18 protein-coding genes and 2 pseudogenes are annotated in these 22,146 nt (G+C 36.7%); 13 read left to right on the forward strand and 7 right to left on the reverse strand.

The window, feature by feature from the left end:
• Positions 1-2 precede the first annotated feature (2 nt).
• From M2306_RS04860 to M2306_RS04915, 12 genes and pseudogenes are all read left to right on the forward strand, one after another.
• Entirely contained in the window at positions 3-2,414 is a 2,412-nt protein-coding gene (locus M2306_RS04860; protein ID WP_259190951.1) for a phage tail-like protein, read from the forward strand.
• Positions 2,415-2,521: 107 nt separating this feature from the next.
• Entirely contained in the window at positions 2,522-3,826 is a 1,305-nt protein-coding gene (locus M2306_RS04865; protein WP_498882777.1) for a T9SS type B sorting domain-containing protein, read from the forward strand.
• A gap of 11 nt (positions 3,827-3,837) precedes the next feature.
• The gene (locus M2306_RS04870; RefSeq protein WP_115090420.1) at positions 3,838-4,770 is read left to right on the forward strand and encodes a PorP/SprF family type IX secretion system membrane protein; all 933 of its coding nucleotides are present in this window, start codon (positions 3,838-3,840) and stop codon (positions 4,768-4,770) included.
• Between the two features lie 12 nt (positions 4,771-4,782).
• Positions 4,783-6,736 (forward strand): annotated as a pseudogene (locus M2306_RS04875) (OmpA family protein).
• Positions 6,737-7,023: 287 nt separating this feature from the next.
• Positions 7,024-7,353: a hypothetical protein gene (locus M2306_RS04880; protein WP_115090418.1), complete on the forward strand. Its 330-nt coding sequence runs from the start codon at positions 7,024-7,026 to the stop codon at positions 7,351-7,353.
• A 286-nt stretch (positions 7,354-7,639) separates the two neighbouring features.
• Positions 7,640-8,536 carry a hypothetical protein gene (locus tag M2306_RS04885; RefSeq protein WP_259190836.1) on the forward strand — a complete coding sequence of 299 codons (897 nt, stop codon included), beginning with the start codon at positions 7,640-7,642 and terminating at the stop codon, positions 8,534-8,536.
• A 3-nt stretch (positions 8,537-8,539) separates the two neighbouring features.
• Positions 8,540-10,522, forward strand: a complete 1,983-nt coding sequence (locus M2306_RS04890) for a TonB-dependent receptor plug domain-containing protein (RefSeq protein WP_259190835.1) — start codon at positions 8,540-8,542, stop codon at positions 10,520-10,522.
• 25 nt (positions 10,523-10,547) lie between these two features.
• Entirely contained in the window at positions 10,548-11,417 is an 870-nt protein-coding gene (locus M2306_RS04895; RefSeq protein ID WP_115090415.1) for an MbnP family protein, read from the forward strand.
• A gap of 44 nt (positions 11,418-11,461) precedes the next feature.
• Positions 11,462-12,488 (forward strand): annotated as a pseudogene (locus tag M2306_RS04900) (cytochrome-c peroxidase).
• Between the two features lie 111 nt (positions 12,489-12,599).
• Positions 12,600-13,163: a hypothetical protein gene (locus M2306_RS04905; protein ID WP_115090413.1), complete on the forward strand. Its 564-nt coding sequence runs from the start codon at positions 12,600-12,602 to the stop codon at positions 13,161-13,163.
• Between the two features lie 131 nt (positions 13,164-13,294).
• Entirely contained in the window at positions 13,295-13,858 is a 564-nt protein-coding gene (locus M2306_RS04910; RefSeq protein WP_115090412.1) for a hypothetical protein, read from the forward strand.
• A gap of 172 nt (positions 13,859-14,030) precedes the next feature.
• A complete protein-coding gene (locus M2306_RS04915) occupies positions 14,031-14,894 on the forward strand; it encodes a DMT family transporter (protein WP_259190833.1) in 864 nt (287 codons plus the stop codon).
• 136 nt (positions 14,895-15,030) lie between these two features.
• On the opposite strand, the gene M2306_RS04920 is transcribed toward M2306_RS04915, so the two are convergent.
• From M2306_RS04920 to ribD, 4 genes are read right to left on the reverse strand one after another with little or no spacing between them, the layout of a single operon-like run.
• Positions 15,031-15,648 carry a Type 1 glutamine amidotransferase-like domain-containing protein gene (locus tag M2306_RS04920; RefSeq protein WP_259190831.1) on the reverse strand — a complete coding sequence of 206 codons (618 nt, stop codon included), beginning with the start codon at positions 15,646-15,648 and terminating at the stop codon, positions 15,031-15,033.
• A gap of 2 nt (positions 15,649-15,650) precedes the next feature.
• Positions 15,651-16,211: a methylated-DNA--[protein]-cysteine S-methyltransferase gene (locus M2306_RS04925; RefSeq protein ID WP_115090410.1), complete on the reverse strand. Its 561-nt coding sequence runs from the start codon at positions 16,209-16,211 to the stop codon at positions 15,651-15,653.
• Between the two features lie 36 nt (positions 16,212-16,247).
• Positions 16,248-16,874, reverse strand: a complete 627-nt coding sequence (locus tag M2306_RS04930) for an IMPACT family protein (protein ID WP_115090409.1) — start codon at positions 16,872-16,874, stop codon at positions 16,248-16,250.
• Positions 16,874-17,944, reverse strand: a complete 1,071-nt coding sequence (gene ribD, locus M2306_RS04935) for a bifunctional diaminohydroxyphosphoribosylaminopyrimidine deaminase/5-amino-6-(5-phosphoribosylamino)uracil reductase RibD (protein ID WP_259190830.1) — start codon at positions 17,942-17,944, stop codon at positions 16,874-16,876. Before ribD ends, M2306_RS04930 begins: the two co-directional genes overlap by 1 nt.
• Before the next feature lie 45 nt (positions 17,945-17,989).
• Here ribD and prmC point away from each other — a divergent pair, with 45 nt between their 5' ends.
• Positions 17,990-18,829 carry a peptide chain release factor N(5)-glutamine methyltransferase gene (gene prmC, locus M2306_RS04940; RefSeq protein WP_115090407.1) on the forward strand — a complete coding sequence of 280 codons (840 nt, stop codon included), beginning with the start codon at positions 17,990-17,992 and terminating at the stop codon, positions 18,827-18,829.
• Between the two features lie 122 nt (positions 18,830-18,951).
• Here the strand turns inward: prmC and M2306_RS04945 are convergent, their stop codons facing one another.
• From M2306_RS04945 to M2306_RS04955, 3 genes are all read right to left on the reverse strand, one after another.
• On the reverse strand, positions 18,952-19,848 hold the full coding sequence (locus M2306_RS04945) for a 3-hydroxyacyl-CoA dehydrogenase (protein WP_115090406.1): 897 nt from the start codon (positions 19,846-19,848) through the stop codon (positions 18,952-18,954).
• A 215-nt stretch (positions 19,849-20,063) separates the two neighbouring features.
• The gene (locus M2306_RS04950) at positions 20,064-20,492 is read right to left on the reverse strand and encodes an acyl-CoA thioesterase (RefSeq protein WP_115091641.1); all 429 of its coding nucleotides are present in this window, start codon (positions 20,490-20,492) and stop codon (positions 20,064-20,066) included.
• Between the two features lie 316 nt (positions 20,493-20,808).
• A complete protein-coding gene (locus tag M2306_RS04955) occupies positions 20,809-22,014 on the reverse strand; it encodes an NAD(P)-dependent oxidoreductase (protein ID WP_259190829.1) in 1,206 nt (401 codons plus the stop codon).
• Between the last annotated feature and the right edge of the window lie 132 nt (positions 22,015-22,146).

Raw genomic sequence — 22,146 nt, forward strand, 5'->3', positions numbered from 1 at the left:
TTATGTCTTATACAAATACAAAATATAAAGGGATGAAATCGGCGATTTCATTGCTATTGATACTTTTTGTTGGGCTTTTTTCAGGTCTAGCCCAAACAAATATGACTAAAATTAAAGATGGTACGATATCAGGAAGTACGGCAGTACCAAGTTTAGGAGCCATTCTTGAGCTAGAAAGTGTGAATAAAGGGTTTTTAACTCCTCGATTAACTTCACAAGAACGCGACGCAATTACTCCAGCAAATCGCACTGATGGTTTATTGATTTTTAATAAAACAACGGGATGTTTTAACTATTGGAGTGCTGCTCAAGATAATTGGTTGAGCATGTGTGGTACACCACCACCTGCGGTATTTGATATTAGTACTATACAATGTGATGCAATGACAACGGAGGGTGTTTTTAGACAAGGAGAGTTCCTAACAGGAGCCAATTACTTGACTATTCCTGTTACAGTAACACAAGCAGGTACCTATGAAATTTTAGCTACTACAGCAAATGGATACTATTTTTCAACAAAAGGAACTTTTCCATCAGCAGGAAACTACACCCTTATTTTAGAAGGAGTAGGAACACCTAATATTGGGTATAATACAGAAGAACTAGGAGATAAGTTGACTATTACGTTAAATGGTAAACCATCGAATTGTTTAAATAAATATGTATTTGTAAATAAAGCAGCTGTAGATTTTACATTGAATTGTTCGACAGTGCGTATAGAAGGTGATTATTTTGTTGGTAGAGATTTAACCAGTACAAATAAAGTTTTAATCGAAGTAAATGTAAATGCAACAGGTTATTGGAGTATTTCAACCAATACAGTAAATGGATATGCATTTAATGGTTCAGGAACATTTACTACTAATGGCGTTCAAGTAATTGAATTACTGGGAACAGGAAGACCAACCGCTTCAGGTACAGATTTGTTTAATATTTCATCAAACTCTGATACACCAAGTACATGTTCTGTAATTCCAGTGACTGTAAAAGCGATTGAATTTACAGTGGATTGTAGTCAAACGACTGTATCAGGATCTTTCCAACAAGATGAACCTGTAACTTCATCTCATACGGTTACGTTGAAAGTAAACGTTGCTGCAACTGGTCAGACTTCTATTCAAACGAATACAGTTGGAGGTATTTATTTCTCTTCAGGACCACTTTCATTTGATACGATTGGCCCTCGTGATGTTGTGTTAAGTGCCGTTGGTACTCCAACAATTCCAGGAGTAAATACTTTTACCTTGAATACTGCAACTGGTTTAGTTAGCCCATGTTCTTTCGATATCACAGTTGGTAAACAACCAGTGGCTTATAGCTTACTTTGTAATTCTATTGCAGTGAGTGGAAATTATGCGCCAAATATCCCAATGAATGCGTCTAATACTATTACATTAAATGCAAGTGTAGGATATGTTGGAGATTATACTATTTCAACGAATACGATTAATGGAGTGTCATTTAGTGCTAGTGGAACCTTTACTAATACAGGATTACAAGAGGTAGTATTGAGAGGAAATGGAACTCCTTTAAATGGAGGTGTTCACCGATTTACGATTACAACAAACAGTAGTACTGGTGGAAATAGTTGTAATGTAAACATTGAATTTGTGTACCGTAGAATGAATGTTTTAGGTCTTGGTGGAGGAACATACCAACCAGGTACTGCTTCTAATACCCAATCTTCAAGAGCAATACTTCAAGCTGCTGGAAACTTCGGTCCTAATGGAAAAGTGAAGACAGATGGTTTGACTATTGTAAATGGTGGTACGAATCAAGGTACAGCATTGAAGAACCTAATTAATAATAATAAGATTGATATCATTGTTCTGGGGTATAACTATATACCAAATGCTGCAACAACTGCAATTTTACAAGAGTTTGTGAAGAATAAAAAAGGAGTGTTAATTCATTCTCAAGAAAATACTCCATCTTCAGTAGCGGGTGTTATTAATGCAATGACAAATTCGTCAAGTGCAACTGCATCTGGAACAGGGGGAACTTATATTAACCCAATTGTTAATTTGGATGATCCTATTTTGAATGGACCTTTTGGTGATGTTCGTGGAAAAGATGCAGGAAGTGATGTAAACAACTCCTACTATATTACAGGTTACTCCAATGAGTATGTTAGTTTATCTTACCAAGGAGGAAATCCATCTCGTTCTTGGTTCTTGAAACACAGAACATTAGGGTATGTTTATGTTGGAGATGGTGGTTGGACTTCAGGAGATGCATCGAATAGTTCTCTGACTATTTGGCCAGCATTAATAACTGCCGAAGGAGGAGTACCAATCGCTAAGCGTTATTATGGTGGAGCAACAGTTTATAACAGTATTTTATATGCGAATACCATTACTTGGGCGATTAAATATGCACAAGAAAATACAGATGTAAACTATACTTTACGATAGTTTTTTAAGAGCAATGAGTTTAGCTTAAGCTAAACTCATTGTCTTATCAAAAGGATTAAAATGCAATTCGTGTTTTAATTGAGTATTAATTTTATTCACTTAAACAGATGAAAATTAAAATAATACAAACGAGCCTATTGTTTTTAATAGGAAACGTTATATATAGCCAAGAACCTTTATCCATCGTCAATTCAGGAACATTATCCATTGCTCCGGAAAGTTTTATCTCTTTTAATGGAACCTTCGAAAATCAAGTATCTGGAGATGTCACCAATGATGGAACTGTGATGTATTATCACGATTTTATCAATGATGGAGGCTATGGTTTGACTAAGGGAAGCACCACTTCGAACACTATTTTTACAGTTGAAGGTCTGCCAACAACAGCTAAACAAATCGCGGGGAATGAGATTGCCTCATTTTACAATGTGATTTTTGATAGTCCAGTGAGTAAAGTAGCCTTTGATTTAAAGAATAATATAGATGCCTCAGGTTTAGTTGATTTTCAAAATGGAATCATTTTGGTTGATTCCACCTACAATCCAGTAACGAAGGTTTCCCACGGGATGTTTACCTTTAAAAAAGGCGGAAAAGCGCAGTCTATGGGGGATGCTTCTCATATTCAAGGCGCGGTAGAAAAGATTGGAAACGAAGTTTTTATCTATCCAATAGGCGATAGCGAGCGATATCGTCCTGCTCGTATTTCAGCTTCTAAAGCGGATGGCGATGTTTTTTTAGGACAATACGTGTATAATGATGCTGCTTTTTTCAAGGCTCGTACCAATACGGTAGGGGTTATCAAGGCAATCAATGACCAAGAATATTGGATTATCGACAAAGGGAACAACGAGCAAAGTGATGTGTTGTTGACTCTAACTTGGGATGAATCTACTACAGCTGCCGCTGTGTTAACCAATCCAGAGGAAGAATTGCACATTGTTCGCTGGGATGCCAAACAGCAAATTTGGGTTGATGAAGGTGGAGTTGTGGATATGTCTACCAAAGAAGTAACAACCATTGGTACGGTAAAAGGCTATGGTTTTTTCACTTTAGGTACAGTTAATAAAGACTGGGTGTTAGACGGAGATATTGTAATCTACAACTTAGTTACTCCAGATGGAGATGGGAAAAACGACTACTTTATCATTGATAACATCAAGAACTATCCCAACAATAAGGTTGAGATCTTCAATCGTTGGGGCGCTCGCGTTTATGAGACTAGAGGGTATGACCCGCATGGGGATGGAAGTACCAATGTTTTCAGGGGTTATTCTGAAGGTAAGGTTACTGTAGATAAAGGAACCAAACTCAGCAGTGGAACGTATTATTACGTGATTACGTATGAGTACACCGATTCCAATGGAAGTCGCATGATTAAAAAAGCGGCGAATTTACACCTTGAAACCAATTAACACCGGAAGCAATGAAAAGAAAAAACACAATCAAGCAGGTTTTGCTGAGCTGTTTAGGTTTGATGAGTATGTATCCAGCCTTGGCTCAACAAGATCCGCAATACACACAATACATGTATAATCCCGCAACGATCAACCCGGCTTATGCTGGAAGTGTAGATCACTTGCAACTCTTCGGATTATACCGCACCCAATGGGTGGGCTTAGAGGGAGCGCCTAAAACGGCTTACCTCTCGGGAACAACACCTTTGACTGATAACGGTTTGGGTATGGGCTTTCACTTTAAGAATGACCATTTAGGTGTGATGGACGAAAACAGCTTATCGATTGATTTAGCGTACACCGTCAATCTGAATTACCACTATAAATTGGCCTTTGGATTAAAAGCCAGTGGATCACTCTTGGATGTGAATTATGATAAATTACACATCTATGACGGAACAGATCCAATTGCGGAAAACAATATCAGCAATAAATTTTCAGGTAATATAGGCGCAGGGGTTTATTTATATTCCGATAAAGCGTATGTAGGGTTGTCGGCTCCTATGATTTTGTCTAATAGTATTTACAACGACAACGACTATAAAGTGATGAAAGAGAAAGCTCACTTTTATGCGATGGGGGGGTATGTATTTGATATCAATCACGACATTCAGTTCAAACCAGCCGCTTTGGTAAAAGTGGCTACAGGATCGCCTTTACAGGTAGATGTGACGGCAAACTTTTTGTTCTACAATAAGTTTACCTTGGGAGCAGCGTATCGTTGGGATGCTTCTGTTAGTGGATTGGCAGGATTCCAAGTGACTGAAGGCCTATTTGTAGGATATACCTATGACGCAGATACCAGCAAGCTCTCCAACTACCATTCGGGTTCTCATGAGATCTTTATGAAATTTGAATTATTTAATAACAACAGAAGAAAAGTGGCTCCTCGCTTCTTCTAAAGACAAGCATATATGGTTAGAAAATATATAGTTAATGGCGTCCTGCTTTGTTTACTATTTTCAAGTATAAGTAGCTTGGGACAAAATAGAAAAGAGCGCAAAGCTGATCGCAACTTTGATACGTATGCCTATATTGATGCAATTAAGGTATATGAAACGATGGTTGAGAAAGGCGAGGCAAACGCCTCTGTTTTGAGTAAACTCGGCGATTCCTATTACTTCAATGGCAAGTTTGCTGAAGCATTTAAGTGGTATGACGAATTGTTTCAAGGTTCTTATGCCGATAAGAATGTAAGTGCTTTAGACAAAGAATATTACTATCGCTATGGGCAAACACTAACAAGCGATGAATTATACCGAACAGGCCGATAAAGTGTTGCAAGAGTTTGCGAAGCTTCAGTCTTCGGATTCTCGCGCCCAGTTATTCATTTCCCACGAAGAATTAGTAGATCAAACCCTACCATCGTCTCGTTTTACCTTGGTTAATCTGTCTACCAATAGCGAGCATTCGGATTATGGGGCTACACTTTTAGACAATCGATTGATTTTTACTTCTTCTCGCGAGAGTGATGAAATGAAAAACAAGGTTCACAGTTGGACCAATCAACAATATACCAAGTTGTATTCCACGACCATTGGCCAAGACGGTAGCTTTAGCGATCCTGTTTTATTCGCCAAGGAGATTGCTTCCAAAGAGCTAAATATGGGAACGGCTATCTTTACAAAAGATGGGAATACGATGTATTTTACTAGTAATAATGGTTCAGTACGCGGGGGCAAACGCGCCCAATACAACGAGGAAGAATCGTCTTTGTTGAAGATTTACAAATCTCGCAAACAAAGCGATGGAAGTTGGGGGACAGTGGAGGAATTGCCTTTCAACGTAGCGGATTATAACACGGCTCACCCAGCATTAACTCCAGACGAGAAATGGATGTATTTTGTTTCGGATCGCCAGGGAAGCTTAGGTCAATCGGATTTATTCCGCGTGAGTATCTATGAAACAGGTCGATTTGGACCAATTGAACATTTGGGTCACGAGGTGAATACGGCAGGACGTGAGACTTTCCCTTTTATCTCGAGTGATTATATGTTGTATTTTTCCAGTGATGGCCACCCCGGATTTGGAGGATTGGACTTGTACAAATCCAAGATCAATCCCGATGGGAAGATGGGAGTACCAGTTAACTTAGGACCGGATATCAACAGTTCTTTTGACGATTTCAGTTTGTATATTGACACTGCTTCGAAGAAAGGGTTTGTTACTTCTAATAAAGCAGGCGGACATGGAGCCGATGACGTGTATTTATTTGTAGAAAAACCATGTTATCAAATCATGGACGGTGTGGTATCGGATCTCGAATCCCATGGCGGTATTCAAGGGGTAGAAATCACGGTATACGACCAGCAGAATAAAGTCGTTGAAAAGGTATATAGCGATGAGCAAGGATACTATAGCGCTGAGAAGTTATTCTGTGGTCAGCAGTATCGCGTTCAAGTTCATAAAGAAGGATATTTTTCTAAGGAATTTGAAGTAGATACCAACCGCGATGCGCAGCAACGCGTGAACATTCAAATAGAATTGATTGAGAAAGGGCATGATTTATTCAAGAAATTGAAATTATCACCGATTCACTTTGATTTTGACTCTGCAGTGATTCGTCCGGATGCACAAGTTGAATTGCAAAAGGTTGTTGACGTCATGCTTGAACATCCAAAACTGGAGATTGACGTACGTTCGCATACCGATAGCCGCGGAAATGACGCGTATAACATGGCTTTATCTGAGCGTCGTGCGCAAGCTACGATTCAATGGATGATCAGCCAGGGTGTAGCAGCAAAACGCTTGACAGGTAAAGGATATGGCGAGAGTCAATTGGTGAATACATGTAGCAATGGTGTAGAATGTACCGACGAACAACACCAAGAAAATAGACGAAGTGAATTTATCATTGTGAACTTGTAAGTAATGTAACATAAGTAATTTAATTTTTTCATAAACCTTCTTTGTTCATAATAAAAACAGAGGTTAGTTTACCCCAGCGGATGTTGTAAAAGACATCCGCTTTTTTTCTTTATAGCCTTTCAATAGTCGGTTAAATAATGGAAATAAAATAGAGTATTGCCATTTTTTGCTGTTAGATTTACTTTTTCAATCCATTAATTCACAGAAACACCACCAAATTTTGTCTTTTTAAAAATATAGCTGACCTTTGTAAGGTGAAAATAGCCACTCTCATATTATCCTTATTTATGTTTTTCAAACCAGTCTTACCGGTTGTGGAATATGTAGTGCTATATGATTATATCAAAAATGAATTGTGTGTCAATAAAGACAAACCAGAACTGGAATGTAATGGAAAATGTCACCTAAAAAAGGAGATGGCACATGCTTCTGATACCAAAACAGAAAAAAATAAAGTAAACTTTGCTTCAGCCGAATTACAAATCATGTATTATCAGGCACTTGAAACGATAAGTGCTGTTGATTTTAATCCGTATCGCATTAAAAATGATCGAGCTGTAACCAGTTTATATTCTTTTTCCTTCTCTAATTTACTGTTCAGACCTCCCGTTTTCTAAATTAAAAATAAGATGAGGAATTACGTTTGAGTATACTAGGTTTTGCGCATTTTTATCGCTTGCCTTAGTATAGTCAGCATATGGTATTCCATTCCATCTATCGTATTTTTAATTGAGTTCTCAACCCTAGATAGTATTCAAATACTATCTCTAAAGGCTCATTGGATGGTAACGAAAAGTTGATGCAGTTGATGCATACAGCAACCCAGCGCTTTACTTTGTTTTTTAATAAAGAAATAAGCCTATAGTCAACCTATTATAGTTACTAGAGCCATTATTGAAAACAATGAAAAATTTTATTTATTTGCTAACAGCACTTTTTGTTGTTACCGCTTGTACTATGGAAAAAACAGATTATGAGTCTGAAACGAATACTGTAGTACCAGATCATCGTGAATTTAAGGAGGTTTTTTCCGTAACCAAGTCTGCCTACAAAATAAGTGTAGAGGCTCTTCAAGGGCATTGGTATGAAGGATATAATGAGGTGCGTGTGCGAGTTGTTCAGACATCGAATAATCAGGTTGTTGAAGATGCCCAAACTACTTTCTTTCCCCTTTTAACTACAACAGAGGGACAAAAAGAATCAACTCCTAATTTGTATAAATTGGTGTATCAAAAACAAGAACACTATTACAAAGGATATACTGTATTCACCAAACAAAGTACAGCTGGGGATTGGCACGTATCAATCGAAGTGAATATTCAAGGTCAAAAGATTGAAATAACCCAACCAATTTTAGTGGAAAAACAAACCAATAAGAACTTGAGTATGACTTCTTTTACAGGAGAAGATCAAGAAGAATATTTGATTGCGCTTGTTGCACCCATTCAACCCAAAGTAGCTGAAAATGCTTTGATAGCAAGTATTTTTAAAAAGAATAAATCCGCTACAACCTTACAAGAGACCTATCAAATCGCTGATGGTTATTTGTTGTATTTAGATCCTAGAATGCCAGAACCTTCAATGGGAAATCATTCTTCACCCAATAACAAAGATTTAATCCAAGAAGAAGATGGTTTCTATCATGGAGTGGTTAATTATACGATGACGGGGAATTGGACGTTGAATTTTATTCTCCAAAATAACCAAGGTCGTATAGTAAAAGGAACCAAAGTACCTTTGGATTTTACTCCTGGTATAGAAGGAGTGAAGAGTGAATTACATCTTGATATACTTTTTTAAGTTATGCGTAGTTTATCATTTTTATTGTTCTTCGGATCAATAGGAGCTTTCGCTCAACACCCAGGTGTAGAACAAGATAGTATTACTGTACTAGATGAAATTGCGGTAATGACTCAAGCCAAAGCCAAAATTAAAACGGATTTAAAAATGGCGGTTTCTGTGGACGAGTATTTAGCTTCTTCAGAACAGATTAGTTTTATTAAACGCGGAGCCTATGCATGGGAGCCGTTATTGAATAATATGAGTACCGAACGATCAACGCTTACGATCGATGGGATGCATATTTTTGGGGCTTGTACAGATAAGATGGACCCAATTACATCTTATGTAGAAAGTAACAACTTAGCCGCTGTTGATATCCAATCCGGACAAGAAGGAGGGATGCACGGTTCAACTATTGCGGGTAGTATTGACTTAAAAAGAAAAAGTACGGGTTTTAGTCCCTATAATCAATGGACAGGAGGGTATCAAAGTGGATTTGAATTCAACAACAAGCAATTTTACAATCTTGGGAATATTTCCTTTTCCACAAAAAAGTGGGCCACTGATGCCAGTATCGCTTACCGTACCGCTCAAAATTACGAGGATGGAAAGAACCAAGAAGTCAATCACTCTCAGTATAAAAAATTCAATACTTCCTTAGGTATTGCGCATAAAACTAGTGAATTGTCTTCTGTACGAGTGGATGCTATTTTTGATGTGGCTAAAGATGTTGGATTTCCAGCATTGCCAATGGATTTATGGCTTTCACGTGCCATTATTACATCCATAAGTTACAAGCAATTATTTGAAGATCGATTTATTAAAGCTTGGGATTCTAAAGCGTATTTCAATGCAATTGAACATTATATGGATGATACCACCCGCCCAGAGAATTTAGTTCACATGGATATGCCTGGTTGGAGTACTACGTATGGTTTGGTATCGAAAGCAGATTTTAAAAAGGGAATCTACGCTTCTGAATTACAGTTGAATGTGTACAATAACCTTTCGATTGCAGAGATGCGCATGTACCCACAAGATCGCGCCAAACAAAGTATGTTTGCTTATACTTGGCCTTGGGTAACAACTACTTATGGAGGGATATCGTTAAATAATACAATCACCTTTTCACCCATTAGCCAATTGCATGTTGGTGGGGGGCTAGGTGTGAATTACAACAAATCCAAATACGTTGAATTCAACTGGATTTTCCATCCAGGAGCAGATCAAGAAAAAACAAGAGTCTTGCCTAGTTTACATGCAAGCTATGAAGTCACTTTAGATGCGTTTACTTTTGCTCTAGGAGCGGGATATGGTCATAGAGCACCTTCTGTTTCAGAAGCTTATGGATACTACATTTACAACAGCTATGATCGATACGATTACATTGGAAATCCCGATTTGAAAAATGAAGTTTCCCATGAATTAAATGCCAGTGTAGGGTATAAAGGAAAGCGTTTTGGACTACAAGCGAAAGCAAATTACTTCTACATCAAGGATTATATCATTGGACGTATTTTGAGCTTGGGTAGCCCGATGAATTATCAATCTGTCGGTGTAAAAGGCTATACGTCTTTGGATTATGCTACGTTGTTCAACTTTTCATTAACAGGGTCGTACAATCTAACCGATCACTTGCACTGGAAAGGAACGTTGACGTATGCGAAAGGACAAGATGATGATAAAGGCAATTTGCCTTTCATTCGACCATTAAGCTATCAAACGACATTGCATTATAGTTATGGAGATTTTGGTATGCAGACTTCGGTTCATGGAGATGCCAAACAACGCGATTATAGTCCGGAGTATGGGGAAAGTCAAACGCCTTCCTATGCCATTTGGAATGCTTCTGTTGATTATTCTTTTTATGTAAAAGATGTCAAAGCAGTTTTTCAAATTGGAGCCGAAAATCTCCTCAATGAATACTATTCCACTTATGCCGATTGGGGCAATATTCCAAGGATGGGACGCAATATCTTCACTTCCTTAAAACTTAATTTTTAAACAAAACACAATAAATAATACACCAATGAAAAACGTAAAAAAATACTTCGCTTTAGCTACTCTTACCTTAGCTATGGTCTCTTGTTCAAGTGATGATAATAGTACAGCTGCCAATAAAATCACGTTATCTTTCACGAATACCTTTGGAGATAAAACGATTGTTTTAGGGGATGCTACGTCAACTACAGCAACAGTTAATACCTCTGTTGAAGGACAAGTACACCATTTCAACGAGTTGAAATATGTAATTAGCAACATTCGCCTAATCAAGAATGATGGAAAAGAAATTCCTTATTTTATCAATGATTTGGACCAAGGAGCTGCAGTTATTGATCAAGCGAAAGCAAGTAGTTTGAGCTATGTTTTACGCGATATTCCAAAAGGAGAATACAAACAGATCAAGTTTGGTTTGGGTGTGCGAAGTGATTTAAATGTATTGAATGAAGTGAGATTCCCTAATTTTTATGCAGCGGCAGGAGCCAATGATACCCAAATGATGTGGGAATGGGGCACAGGATATCGTTTCACGAAGATTGAAGGTTTTTATGAAGCAGATCACCAACCTTTATCGATTCACACAGGAAGTACACTAGAAAATGGAGAAAAAGAAGATTTAAAACAAGGAGTAGATGCTTATCGCGATATTACGTTAGACTTGCCTGTTTTTGCGCAAGTAGGAAAATCATCACCTGAAATTTTGATTAAAGCTGATTTTAATGCTTTATTAAGCGGCAAATCAAATACGATTATGCTGAAGTCTGGTACAGACTCAGAGAGCAATGCAACACCAAATGTGCACACAGCAGTTCAAATGGTCAAATTTGTTGATAATCTAGGCGGAAATGGACGCAGTGACGTAAGCGGAATGTTTTCTGTTCTTCAGGTAAAAAATTAAATTAAATCTGAGCCGTTGGTCTCAACGGCTCTTTTGTTTTTGCAATGAAAAATAAAATAAAGAAAATCAGTGTATTGCTATTCCTTTTAGGTCTTGTTTCTTGTAGTTCAGATGATGCGTATGAACCAATCACAGACAATCCCGTATTGGATTTGACGATTCCAACAGGTTTTCCTGAATTAAATGCTGCTTTTTTTTAAAAACCAACCGACCAAGTACGGTGTTATTTTAGGGGAAAAGCTTTTTACAGATCCACGATTAAGTAGAGATAATACGGTGTCTTGTGCAACTTGCCACATACAAGCGAACGCTTACGCAGATCATCAAAAACAAGCGATTGGAATAGAAGGGAAGGTAGGCTTGCGCAATGTTCCGCCAATTCAAAATTTGGCTTTTATGCAATATTACAATTGGGATGGCAGTAAGCGTCAATTGGAAGGCCAGGTCATCGTGCCTATTATCATGCCCGAAGAGATGCATTCCTCTGTGGTAGAGGTGATTGGCAAAATAAAGAACGATCCTGATTATCAAAAGTTGTTTTTCCAGACTTTTGGAGATCGTGAGATTACCGATCAAAGAATTTATAAAAGTATAGTTCAATATGAATATACCTTAATTTCAGCCAACAGTAAATACGATCAGGTTCAACGTAAAGAAGCTCAATTTACAGCTCAAGAACAAGAAGGATATCATTTGTTTCAGCAGCACTGTGCTAGTTGTCATAGTGGAGCATTATTTACGGATCAGACGTTTAGAAACATTGGTTTTCCCCTCAATAGTGATTCAAACGAAGCGGGTAGAGCCCGTGTAACAGGAGATTTAAATGACTATATGAGTTTTCGCGTTCCTTCCTTGCGCAATATCGCCTATACAGCACCTTATGGGAGTTTTGGACAATTCGAAACCCTACAAGCAGTATTGGATTATATGGACCAAGGCGTATTAGATGCTGCTAATTTAGATCCTATTTTTAAAGATAACGAGAATCGATTGCCTTTAACGGAGACAGAAAAAGAAGTCTTGATTGCGTTTATGAATACTTTGAGTGATGAGAAATTTAGTGGAAAATAGAGCCGATAAAGTATTCATTTTTTTAAGAAGACGATAATTCGCTGGAGATTCAGTGAAAATTAGTACAAAAGATGTAAATTACGCTTTAATTTATATCCCAATAGATAAGAAATGAAAAGAAATCTTTTACTTCTCGTTAGTTTTGTTGTTTTATCGTCTTTTACTTGGCAAGATACTTTTAAAGACCGCATGCGGACTGCAGTAACTCCCTATGTAGAAGCTGAGTTAGGGATTGATTTGAAGAAAAAGGAAAATATCTTAACCATTGTTGGCATAGATACCTTAACAGAGAAAAATCGACTGTACATCAAAGGACAAGATCTACTTGAAGAATTACAAGTAGGCTATTTACCCTTTATTGAATTGCAGCGTCATGCCGTAAATCAATACATGTTGTTGTACAAAATTCACCCTGTAGCAAATGTGCGAACGGAAATCGATAAAGCAGTACGGGAGTATAGCGAAATAGAAGCGAAAGCAGCACCTTTAATTAAAGAATTAGAAGAAGTGATTGCCAAGGAAAAAACAGCGGATGACAAGCAATTTGTAGCCTATAAAGTAAGTGCCTTATTGCATATTCGAAACCAAGATCGCATCATTAAAACCGATACATTGGGCATTATTGTCAGTAAGGATTTACAAGTAATTAAACGGAAAGATTTTATAAAAAATTAAGCAGTAAAACCACGCAATGCGTGGTTTTTTTATTTTTTTTTGTAAGTATTGGATAGAATATAGCGGTAAAAGTGTAAATATTATTGATTTTTTCGTACATTTAATTTAAAATTTTGTTAAAGGTTGGGGGTATGAAAATGAAAAGAATACTGTTTTTATGTGTAGTTCTTGTGGGTTTGAGCTGCAATAAAGAAAAAGAAATAAAAGAGAATCAATTCATGCCCGTTGTGCAATATTATATTGCAAATGAAATCGGATTAGATTTAAGTAAACAAGGAACCAGTGTAGCTATTATTCAAATAGATACGTTAACGGAAAAAGACCGTTTAGCAACAAAGACCAGTGATTTAGTAAGACGTTTAAAAGAAAAGCAACAAGAACTAAATCAAACGAATCCACTAGAAAATCAGATTACCATAACGTCAACAGCAGATCTTGAGGATACAAGCCAAGAAACTGCTGGAATTGTTTTAGGCGAATACCAGAGGCTACGAAATGAAATGGATTTGCTTACAGAAGAATTACGCGCATTAGAAGCAAATTATCAAACAGCAGATTCCGTTCAATTTATCGCATACAATGTACAAGCGGTACTGAAATACTTAACCAAAGCGCATATTGAAAAAGCTAAACAGATTACAGTTATTGTGGATGGGAATTTAAATGCAATATCAGCAGAAGAATTTATTAAATAAGGGTATAGCGATAGCTGGGAGATATTGAATCAACATACAAGAAACCACGGTTCTACTCTTAATTATATATTTATATTATAATTAATATTATGTAAAATAGAAAATTTAAACTCCTCCTCGTATTGGCTACATTCCTAGAATTTCTATTTTTGTAGCCACTATAGCATTTATCATGATCTATTTACTTTGTAGTATTCTTGGAAGCGTTTCTGTGGGTGTATTTTTCAAATACATAAAAAAGTACGCCATCAATATTTTTGAAATCATTATCGTCAATTACGTCATCACTTCGTTATTGGCCTTTTTTATTTTTGAAGTTGATTTTACGCAAATCTCAGCGACAATGCCTTTTGGAATTATTGCTGCTTTGGGAATTTTATTGCCGACAATCTTTGTGGTTCAATTTTACTCTATTAAGCACGCCGGTTTAATTAAAACGGATATTGCCCAACGATTATCCCTATTGATTCCTATTTTAGCTGCCATTTTTATCTTTCATGAAGCGCTAAATACATTGAGGTACATTGCTTTAGGTGTTGGATTGGTTTCTGTTTATTTTATTTTGAATAAAGGAAATACAGCAAAAAATATGGGTTCTAATACGAGTTCATTCTATCTCTTAGGAACCTTTTTAGGTTTTGGTGTCATTGATATTTGCTTTAAAAAATTAGCGCTGTATTCGGCAATTCCCTATACGCAAAGTTTGTTTTATGTTTTTGCTACAGCCTTGATTTTGAGTCTAGTTGCCTATACGATTGGAACAAAGAAAAATATTTTTAAGCTAGCTAAACTCAACCTGGCTTCAGGTGTTTTTATTGGAGGATTGAATTTTGTCAATATCATTTTTTACATGAAAGCCCATCAACACTTCTCCTCCAACCCCACCATTGTGTTTGCAGGAATGAATTTTGGAGTCATTTTCTTGGGTACACTCTTGGGATATACCTTATTTAATGAGAAACTAAATCGAAAAAACATCATTGGATTGATACTAGCCGCTTTAGCTATTACACTCTTGGTTATTTCCCTAAATTAAATTGAAATTTTAACGTATTTCTACATACCAAAACTAGAAATCATCCGTTAGTATAGTAGATAAATATTGTTTTTTATTGTATTATTTACTGAAAGGGATTTCTGTTTTATAGAAATCCCTTTTTTATAGCGTATACTTATCTCGTTTTGATTTCAATCTTATCGTTATCAACGAGTAAGACTTGTTTATTGCTTAGTAAGACTAAAGGAAGCCTATCTTTATAGGTTTGATAGATTTGCTCTCCAACTTCTACAAATGGAAAATCTTGATAATGAACCAAAGGATATTGATCAATTAGATGCAACCCTTTATAATCCTGTAATACATGAGCCTTAGACTTGTCATCCATAGCTTCAACATAAGTAATATCAGGTGCCATTATCATACTTCCTGCAGATGTACCAATATAGACCTTTCCTTTTGCTATTTCAGCTTGAATAAGAGCATCAGCCCCGGATTGGCGAAGTTGTTCGAGTAAATAGAAAGTGTTTCCGCCAGACACAAAAATACAATCATTGGTGGTTAGTTTTGTATTGATTTCCTCCGGACTTGCCACACTTAACTCTACTACATCTACAGTCATACCTAGACGCAAAAAAGCATTTTTGTCATTTTCTACATGGCCTTTATATTCTTCGACTAGACTTGCTGTTGGGATAAAAGTTACTGTTTTAGTTTGTAATTTTTCTCCTACAAAGGTTTCTAATAGATCCGCTACATCACAGAAGGATGAAGCTAAAAACATTTTTTTCATTCTTATTCTAATGCTAAAGTCAATTGTTCCGTTTGATTATATTCCTTGTTTTCGAGTTCCAATAGAAATTTTTTACGCCAAACTCCCCCTCTGTATCCTGTTAGACTTCCGTCTGTCCCGATAATGCGGTGACAAGGAATAACAAGAGCAATTCGATTTTTTCCATTGGCATTGGCTACAGCTCGAATACTCTTTGGAATCTGTAAAAGTTCAGATTGCTGTTTGTAGGATTTGGTTTCACCATAAGGAATTAATTGTAATCCCAGCCAAATGCTTTTTTGAAAGTCCGTACCGATAAGATCTAAAGGAACTGTAAACGCTTTTAATTCTCCTTTAAAATAAGCATCCAATTCACTTTTAAGTTGTTCGATTAAATCAGAGGAAGCTTCTATAATTTGTGCTTGTTTCTCTTTACAGATTTGTTGGTATTCTCGTTCTAAATCTTGAATATCCGCAAATTCGACCAAACAAATTCCCTTCTCACTCGCACAAATAACAAGCGTTCCAATTGGAGATTCTATTTTTTGTAAATGAATGATAGATAAGGAGTTGTTTTGTTTCATTTGAATGTAAAGTTTATGTTTTAAATGTCGTCAAAATTAATAATCTTCTGCTGAAGGTTCAATCACTTTAACTTCATAATAGGGAACAAAAGCATCTAAAGCTTGTTGATATTCACTCTTGCGAATCGATAACTCAATTTCGCACGTCATTTCTAATTTCTGTTGCACTAATTGTAAGTTGCGTTCTTTGATGACGCGCATCACATTATTCATGTCTTTATAATCAAAGCGAACTTTAAATTTTTTATCAATCGTACATTCGATAATATCCGCTTCTTCCAGTGCCATCTGTGCTGCCGCGCGATAAGCCGTTATAAGTCCGCCAACGCCCAGTTTTACGCCTCCAAAATAACGAACAACAACGATTAAGATATCCGTTAAGTCAAAGGATTGTATCTGACCATAAATAGGCGCTCCAGCCGTATTACTCGGTTCTCCATCATCATTGGCACGATAATAAACGGGATCAGTCCCCAGTTGAAAAGCATAGCACCAATGGCGCGCATTGTAATGCACTTTCTTAATCTGATCGAGTATTTCTTTTACCTGCTCTTCCTTTTTGATTGGAAAGGCATATCCAAAGAATTTGCTGTTTTTTTCTTTGTATAATACTTCTTCTGTAGGTTGACTGATGGTTTTATAAAAATCTTTTTCTTCCGTCATTATTTGGCGTGTAAAATATGTAATTCATTATTCGCGATGGTATAGCGTTCGCTTGCACCAGCGGTTGGTAATTCAGGAGCTGGAATACCTTCTCCTAATCGTACATCACTCGTAAAAATACGAGCTTCATCCCAAAGATTGGCCGTGATAAAATGTTCAATGGTTTGCGTTCCCCCTTCAATAACGACCGACATGATTTGTAGGTCGTACAAGATGGTACAAATTTGCTGTACTAAGTCTTGATCAAAATCGGCATAATAGTATTGCGTATGTGCTGTAGATTGCAGCGCTCGATTAGCTGTAATACAAATAGCGGGTTCTTCTTGCTGGTTAATAGCAAAAGAAGGGCTGATCTTTCCTTGTCGATCCAAATAAATGCGAATGGGATTCTTGCCATACCACGTTCTCGTGGTGAGTGACGGATTATCGTCCAATACGGTGTTTGTACCCACTAAAAAAGCCATTTCTTCACTTCTCCATTGATGAACCAACTGTTTTGCATACGCGTTGGATAACCAAACAGGAGCTTGTTCATTTCGGTGTAAAGGGGCAATAAAACCATCTTGACTTGCGGCCCATTTTAGAATAATATACGGGCGTTTCTTTTGGTGAAAGGTAAAGAAACGTTGGTTGCTTTGTTGACATGCTTGTTCTAGTACACCAACAACGACTTCAATTCCAGCGTCTTTCATCCTTTGAATTCCCATTCCACAAACCTTAGCAAAAGGATCAATCGTTCCAACCACTACACGGGGAATTTGTTTGGCAATGACCAAATCAGAACAAGGCGGTGTTTTGCCAAAGTGACTACAAGGCTCTAAACTAACGTACAATGTACTTTCTTTGAGTAATGCTTGATTTTTTACACTGGCAATTGCATTAACTTCTGCATGAGCACCTCCGTATGCAGTAGTAAACCCCTCTCCTATAATCTGATTGTCATGTACAATAACGGCTCCAACCGAAGGATTAGGCATTGCTGCAAAAGTTCCTTGTTTGGCTAATTGTAAACATCGAGAAATATAGTATTCGTCTTTTTCCAACATTGATAAAACTGTATCTTTGAACAAATTTAATTCTTTTTAGCTAAACTCATAGGTTTTAGCTTTTAAACTATGTTGATAAAATTACTTCAAGACCAGTTTGTCACTGAGCTCACTCCGATTTACGACGAGTTAGAAGCTCAGCAATTGTTTCTATTCTGTTTGGAAGAACTCGAAGAGAAAACGCGCATTGATTTGGTGATGCATCCGGATTTAGTAACTGTGAATCCTGAAAAATGGGCACATACATTGGAAGAACTTCGCAATCAAAAGCCTATTCAGCATATTTTTGGCAAGGCTTATTTTTACGGATATACCTTTCAGGTGAATGAACATACGTTAATTCCTCGTCCAGAAACAGAAGAATTAGTAGAATGGATCTTAGCGAGTGTTCCTGCTGATCAACCCATACGTATCTTGGATATTGGAACTGGTAGTGGTTGCATTGGACTTACCTTGGCGAAAGAATTGCCACAAAGTCAAGTTACCCTCTTGGATATCGCTGCAGAAGCTTTGCAAGTAGCACAACAAAATGCAACAAATTTAGGTGTACAAGTTAATTTTATACAACAAGACATTTTAGCTTTATCCCAATTGGCTACCACATTCGATGTAATTGTTTCAAATCCACCCTACATTCGTCAATTGGAAAAGGTAGAAATAAAGAAAAATGTCATGGATTATGAACCGCATACAGCGTTATTTGTAACAGATCAAGATCCTCTTATCTTTTACCGTAAAATTGCAGCATTAGCCTTTGATAATTTACAAACCGGTGGACAATTATTTTATGAAATCAATCAATATTTAGGTCAAGAAATGGTTGAGTTATTGACGTCTATAGGGTTTAAAAACACGGAATTACGCCGTGATTTACTACAGAACGATCGCATGACTAAATCCGTTGTTTAGATATGTTTAATTCACTAATATTATGTGTTTTACATAATATTAATTAAAGTAAAACTTTAAGTAAAAAAAGCCTCAAATATACGAATGTATTTGAGGCTTTTTCATGTTTGATACTAGGCGATTTATTTCAAGAAATCTTTATCTAAATACGCTGGATTCGGATAAGTATAAAATCCTTCACCAGTTCCTACACCTAATTTATTTTTATCAATAAATTCCTTTTTAAGGTATTCCACCGTTTTAATTTTTAGTGGATCTTGTGTTGCATCAGCAGCCATTTTATTGATGTTATAAGCCGTTGTGATTCCCACAATATCCAAGATACCAAAAGGACCCGTTGGTGCCCCTGTTGCAGCCATCCACGTCTTATCAATCGTATGCGCATCGGATACCTCATTGACTAGAAGATTCGTAGCCGCATCTAAAAAAGGAACGAGTAAGGAATTTAAAATGTAACCCGGTTGTTCTTTGTGTAAGGGCAAAGTAATCATTCCAATTGCTTTTGCAAAGGCTACAACTTGATCAAAAATTTGAGGATCAGTTTGCGGATGCCCCATAATCTCTGCGGTATTATGCGTCCATATTTCATTGGCAAAATGCAATGCCAAGAACTGTTTGGGTCTTTGAGTTGCTTCTGCAAATTGGCTAGGTAATAAAGTAGAAGAATTTGTAGCAAAAATAGTATGTGCAGGTGCTACTTCAGCTAATTCATGGTAGAAACTCACTTTAATTTTCAGGCTTTCAGGAACGGCTTCAATAACTAAATCAGCCGAAGCTGTAGCTGCTTTTAAATCGCTTGAGTACGATAAGTTTGCCTTTGTCTTTTCGATTTGTGCATCAGTTGCACCTAAGTCCTCTTTATAGCGTTCACTCAACGGATCAAACTTCGCCTTAGCCTTGTTAATCGCTTCTTCATTGATATCATAAACTGTAACATTAAATCCGTGAAAAGCAGTTTGAAATGCAATTTGATATCCTAAAACACCGCTACCAGCAACGGTTACATTTTTTATATTCATAATTTTTTTGATAAAATAGGTTGTCCTTTAAAAATACGAATACTAGATTTAATTAACTAATTTTGGAAGCCAATTCTTAGTTATTTTAATTTTTTAAATGATAAGCTATTTTGGAGATTACTGCTCCATTGGGATTAGGAATACTTGAAAGAAGTTCAAACAAAAAAAGCTACTGTTTGCAAACAGTAGCTTTTTTTGTTTTTATTTGAAGAAACTTAAAACATTTCAATTTCATCCATTACAGGTACTGGACGTTTGCTTTCGTTAATCGCAACTAAAGTAAAATTACCAGAGATTGCCTTTTCACGACCCTCTCTATACATGCTTTCTACAAATACGTCTACCCTAACATCTAAACTTGTACGTCCTACACGTACCACTGTTCCAATTAATTCAACCAAAGTTCCTACAGGAATCGGTTGATTGAAATCGATTTTATCACTTGAAACAGTAACAATTGGTTTACGGCAAAAGCGAGTAGCGGTCATAAAGGCGATTTCATCCATAATGGCTAAAACAGCACCCCCAAACATGGTACCATGGTGATTGGTTTGTCCTGGGAAAACAGTTCTAAAAACGTGAGTTTCTGAATCTTTAATCTTTTTTTGAATACGCAGCTCCTTGCTTGTTAATTCACCTTCCATAGTTTTATCTTGAACAATTAAATAATAGACTTGTTGTTTGGAAAAATACATGCTCTTTGAAAGACAACTATCCGTATTGTTTGGATTGAGCGGCTCTTTTTATTACTTATTTAGAAATAAAAAGGCTCAATTTGTAACAATTTTAAAGCATCTTCTGCCAATCGCTACACAATTGTTAGTTTGTTCTTTTTTGAGATTGTAAATTTCGCAACAAATATACGGAGTAAAACTATTTTTTTAGGAATTTTTCAAATAATATTTGTTTTTGGCATACTCTTAACAATTTAAAGTCCCAAGTACGCCAAAAACGATATTTCTATTTACCGTCTACGTAGTCTTGTAGATAAGTAAAGCGCTCTGTCAGATGACCGTCTTGTGTAACGGTTGCACGCGCTAAGATTTGATCTTTATCATTGTTGAAAAAAGCAGGTAGGGTTGCGTTTAAGAAAACGTCTCCAAAACCTTCACTTGCATCTTTAGGTAATTCGCAAGGTAGGTTGTCAATCGCCATAACAGTTATCGCTGCTGGATGATCAAATGCTACTTCTTCATTTTTACCTGGGTGATAGCCATACAGCGGATCTGCAATTGTAGAGGCTCTTAGTGTACTTTCGATAGGTCCGTGATCTACATCACAAGACACATCCCCTACTACTTGAATCTTGTTGTCAATTGCATTCAACATTGCTCTAGTTAGGATCTTCGGCGAACCATGTTTAAAGAAATGCCCTGTAATTAATACATCCGTCACTTTTGTAAAACGCTCGAAATTACTTTCGTATTGTTCTGGATTAGCGTAGAAATCAGCTTTTGTAGCCTCTCCTCCATCTTTGCGCTTGTAGTAATCCATTACCTCTAATTGCGTATAAACCGGAATATCGTATTTCTGTGTTAAGAAATGTTCAATCGAAACTTTTTTGGCTTTCATGCCATTTAAAATCTCCATGATTCCATGACTTACTTTTCCATTTCCTGTAACGGCAATCTTGATTGGTGGGAAATATTGCTTTTTTAGTTGTGCAATTAAATCTTCTGTATGTAGCATTTGCTCCGCTTTTTTCAGCGTAAATAGCTCATATTTCAATCCAAAAGCACGAAGGGTGTTGTATGCCCCTACGATTCCTGCATAACGCCCAAAACCTATTAATCGCTTGTTGTTTTCGTCCACTAAAGTTTCGTGATCGATTAAGCGAATATTCTTTGCCAAACAAGTTTGTAAAATACCTCTATTGTATTCTTGTTCTTTAATGGTATGGGAGAAGAAAAAGTAGGTTTTATTGGGTATTAAATCCTCTACGGGAACCTCCTTTACGCCTATTAAAACATCGCAATCGGATAGATCATCACTAAGGGGGATGTTTTTGTCAGCATACGCTTGGTCAGGAAAGATTCTGATAGGCGAAGGTTCTACGACTGCTTCTAGGGTATCAAACGTTTGCAACGCCTTTGCTAGAATTTCAGGTGTAAACACAACACGTCTATCAGGAGGACTTTTTCGTTCCTTAATAATGCCAATTTTCATAATATGTATAATAAATTAGTTGTTTCGTTTTTTTGAGGGTGGTTCTGGCAAATATAGCTGTATTTCTCTGTTATTCCAAAAATCTAAACTTTTTTCAGCCTTAAAGGTTGTATTCTTTATTTTAAAATTGTA

Origin of the sequence: Myroides gitamensis, assembly GCF_029894455.1 — a bacterium.
Classification (GTDB): domain Bacteria; phylum Bacteroidota; class Bacteroidia; order Flavobacteriales; family Flavobacteriaceae; genus Flavobacterium; species Flavobacterium odoratum.

Bases quoted from the DNA above. Each gene is read 5' to 3' on its own strand.
- M2306_RS04945 (WP_115090406.1), bottom strand. From the start codon at position 19,848: ATGAATATAAAAAATGTAACCGTTGCTGGTAGCGGTGTTTTAGGATAT.
- M2306_RS04925 (WP_115090410.1), bottom strand. From the start codon at position 16,211: ATGAAACAAAACAACTCCTTATCTATCATTCATTTACAAAAAATAGAA.
- M2306_RS04920 (WP_259190831.1), bottom strand. From the start codon at position 15,648: ATGAAAAAAATGTTTTTAGCTTCATCCTTCTGTGATGTAGCGGATCTA.
- M2306_RS04950 (WP_115091641.1), bottom strand. From the start codon at position 20,492: ATGGAAGGTGAATTAACAAGCAAGGAGCTGCGTATTCAAAAAAAGATT.
- M2306_RS04865 (WP_498882777.1), top strand. From the start codon at position 2,522: ATGAAAATTAAAATAATACAAACGAGCCTATTGTTTTTAATAGGAAAC.
- M2306_RS04955 (WP_259190829.1), bottom strand. From the start codon at position 22,014: ATGAAAATTGGCATTATTAAGGAACGAAAAAGTCCTCCTGATAGACGT.
- M2306_RS04890 (WP_259190835.1), top strand. From the start codon at position 8,540: ATGCGTAGTTTATCATTTTTATTGTTCTTCGGATCAATAGGAGCTTTC.
- M2306_RS04870 (WP_115090420.1), top strand. From the start codon at position 3,838: ATGAAAAGAAAAAACACAATCAAGCAGGTTTTGCTGAGCTGTTTAGGT.
- M2306_RS04885 (WP_259190836.1), top strand. From the start codon at position 7,640: ATGAAAAATTTTATTTATTTGCTAACAGCACTTTTTGTTGTTACCGCT.
- prmC (WP_115090407.1), top strand. From the start codon at position 17,990: ATGTTGATAAAATTACTTCAAGACCAGTTTGTCACTGAGCTCACTCCG.
- M2306_RS04860 (WP_259190951.1), top strand. From the start codon at position 3: ATGTCTTATACAAATACAAAATATAAAGGGATGAAATCGGCGATTTCA.
- M2306_RS04880 (WP_115090418.1), top strand. From the start codon at position 7,024: ATGTTTTTCAAACCAGTCTTACCGGTTGTGGAATATGTAGTGCTATAT.
- M2306_RS04910 (WP_115090412.1), top strand. From the start codon at position 13,295: ATGAAAATGAAAAGAATACTGTTTTTATGTGTAGTTCTTGTGGGTTTG.
- M2306_RS04895 (WP_115090415.1), top strand. From the start codon at position 10,548: ATGAAAAACGTAAAAAAATACTTCGCTTTAGCTACTCTTACCTTAGCT.
- M2306_RS04915 (WP_259190833.1), top strand. From the start codon at position 14,031: ATGATCTATTTACTTTGTAGTATTCTTGGAAGCGTTTCTGTGGGTGTA.
- M2306_RS04930 (WP_115090409.1), bottom strand. From the start codon at position 16,874: ATGACGGAAGAAAAAGATTTTTATAAAACCATCAGTCAACCTACAGAA.
- M2306_RS04905 (WP_115090413.1), top strand. From the start codon at position 12,600: ATGAAAAGAAATCTTTTACTTCTCGTTAGTTTTGTTGTTTTATCGTCT.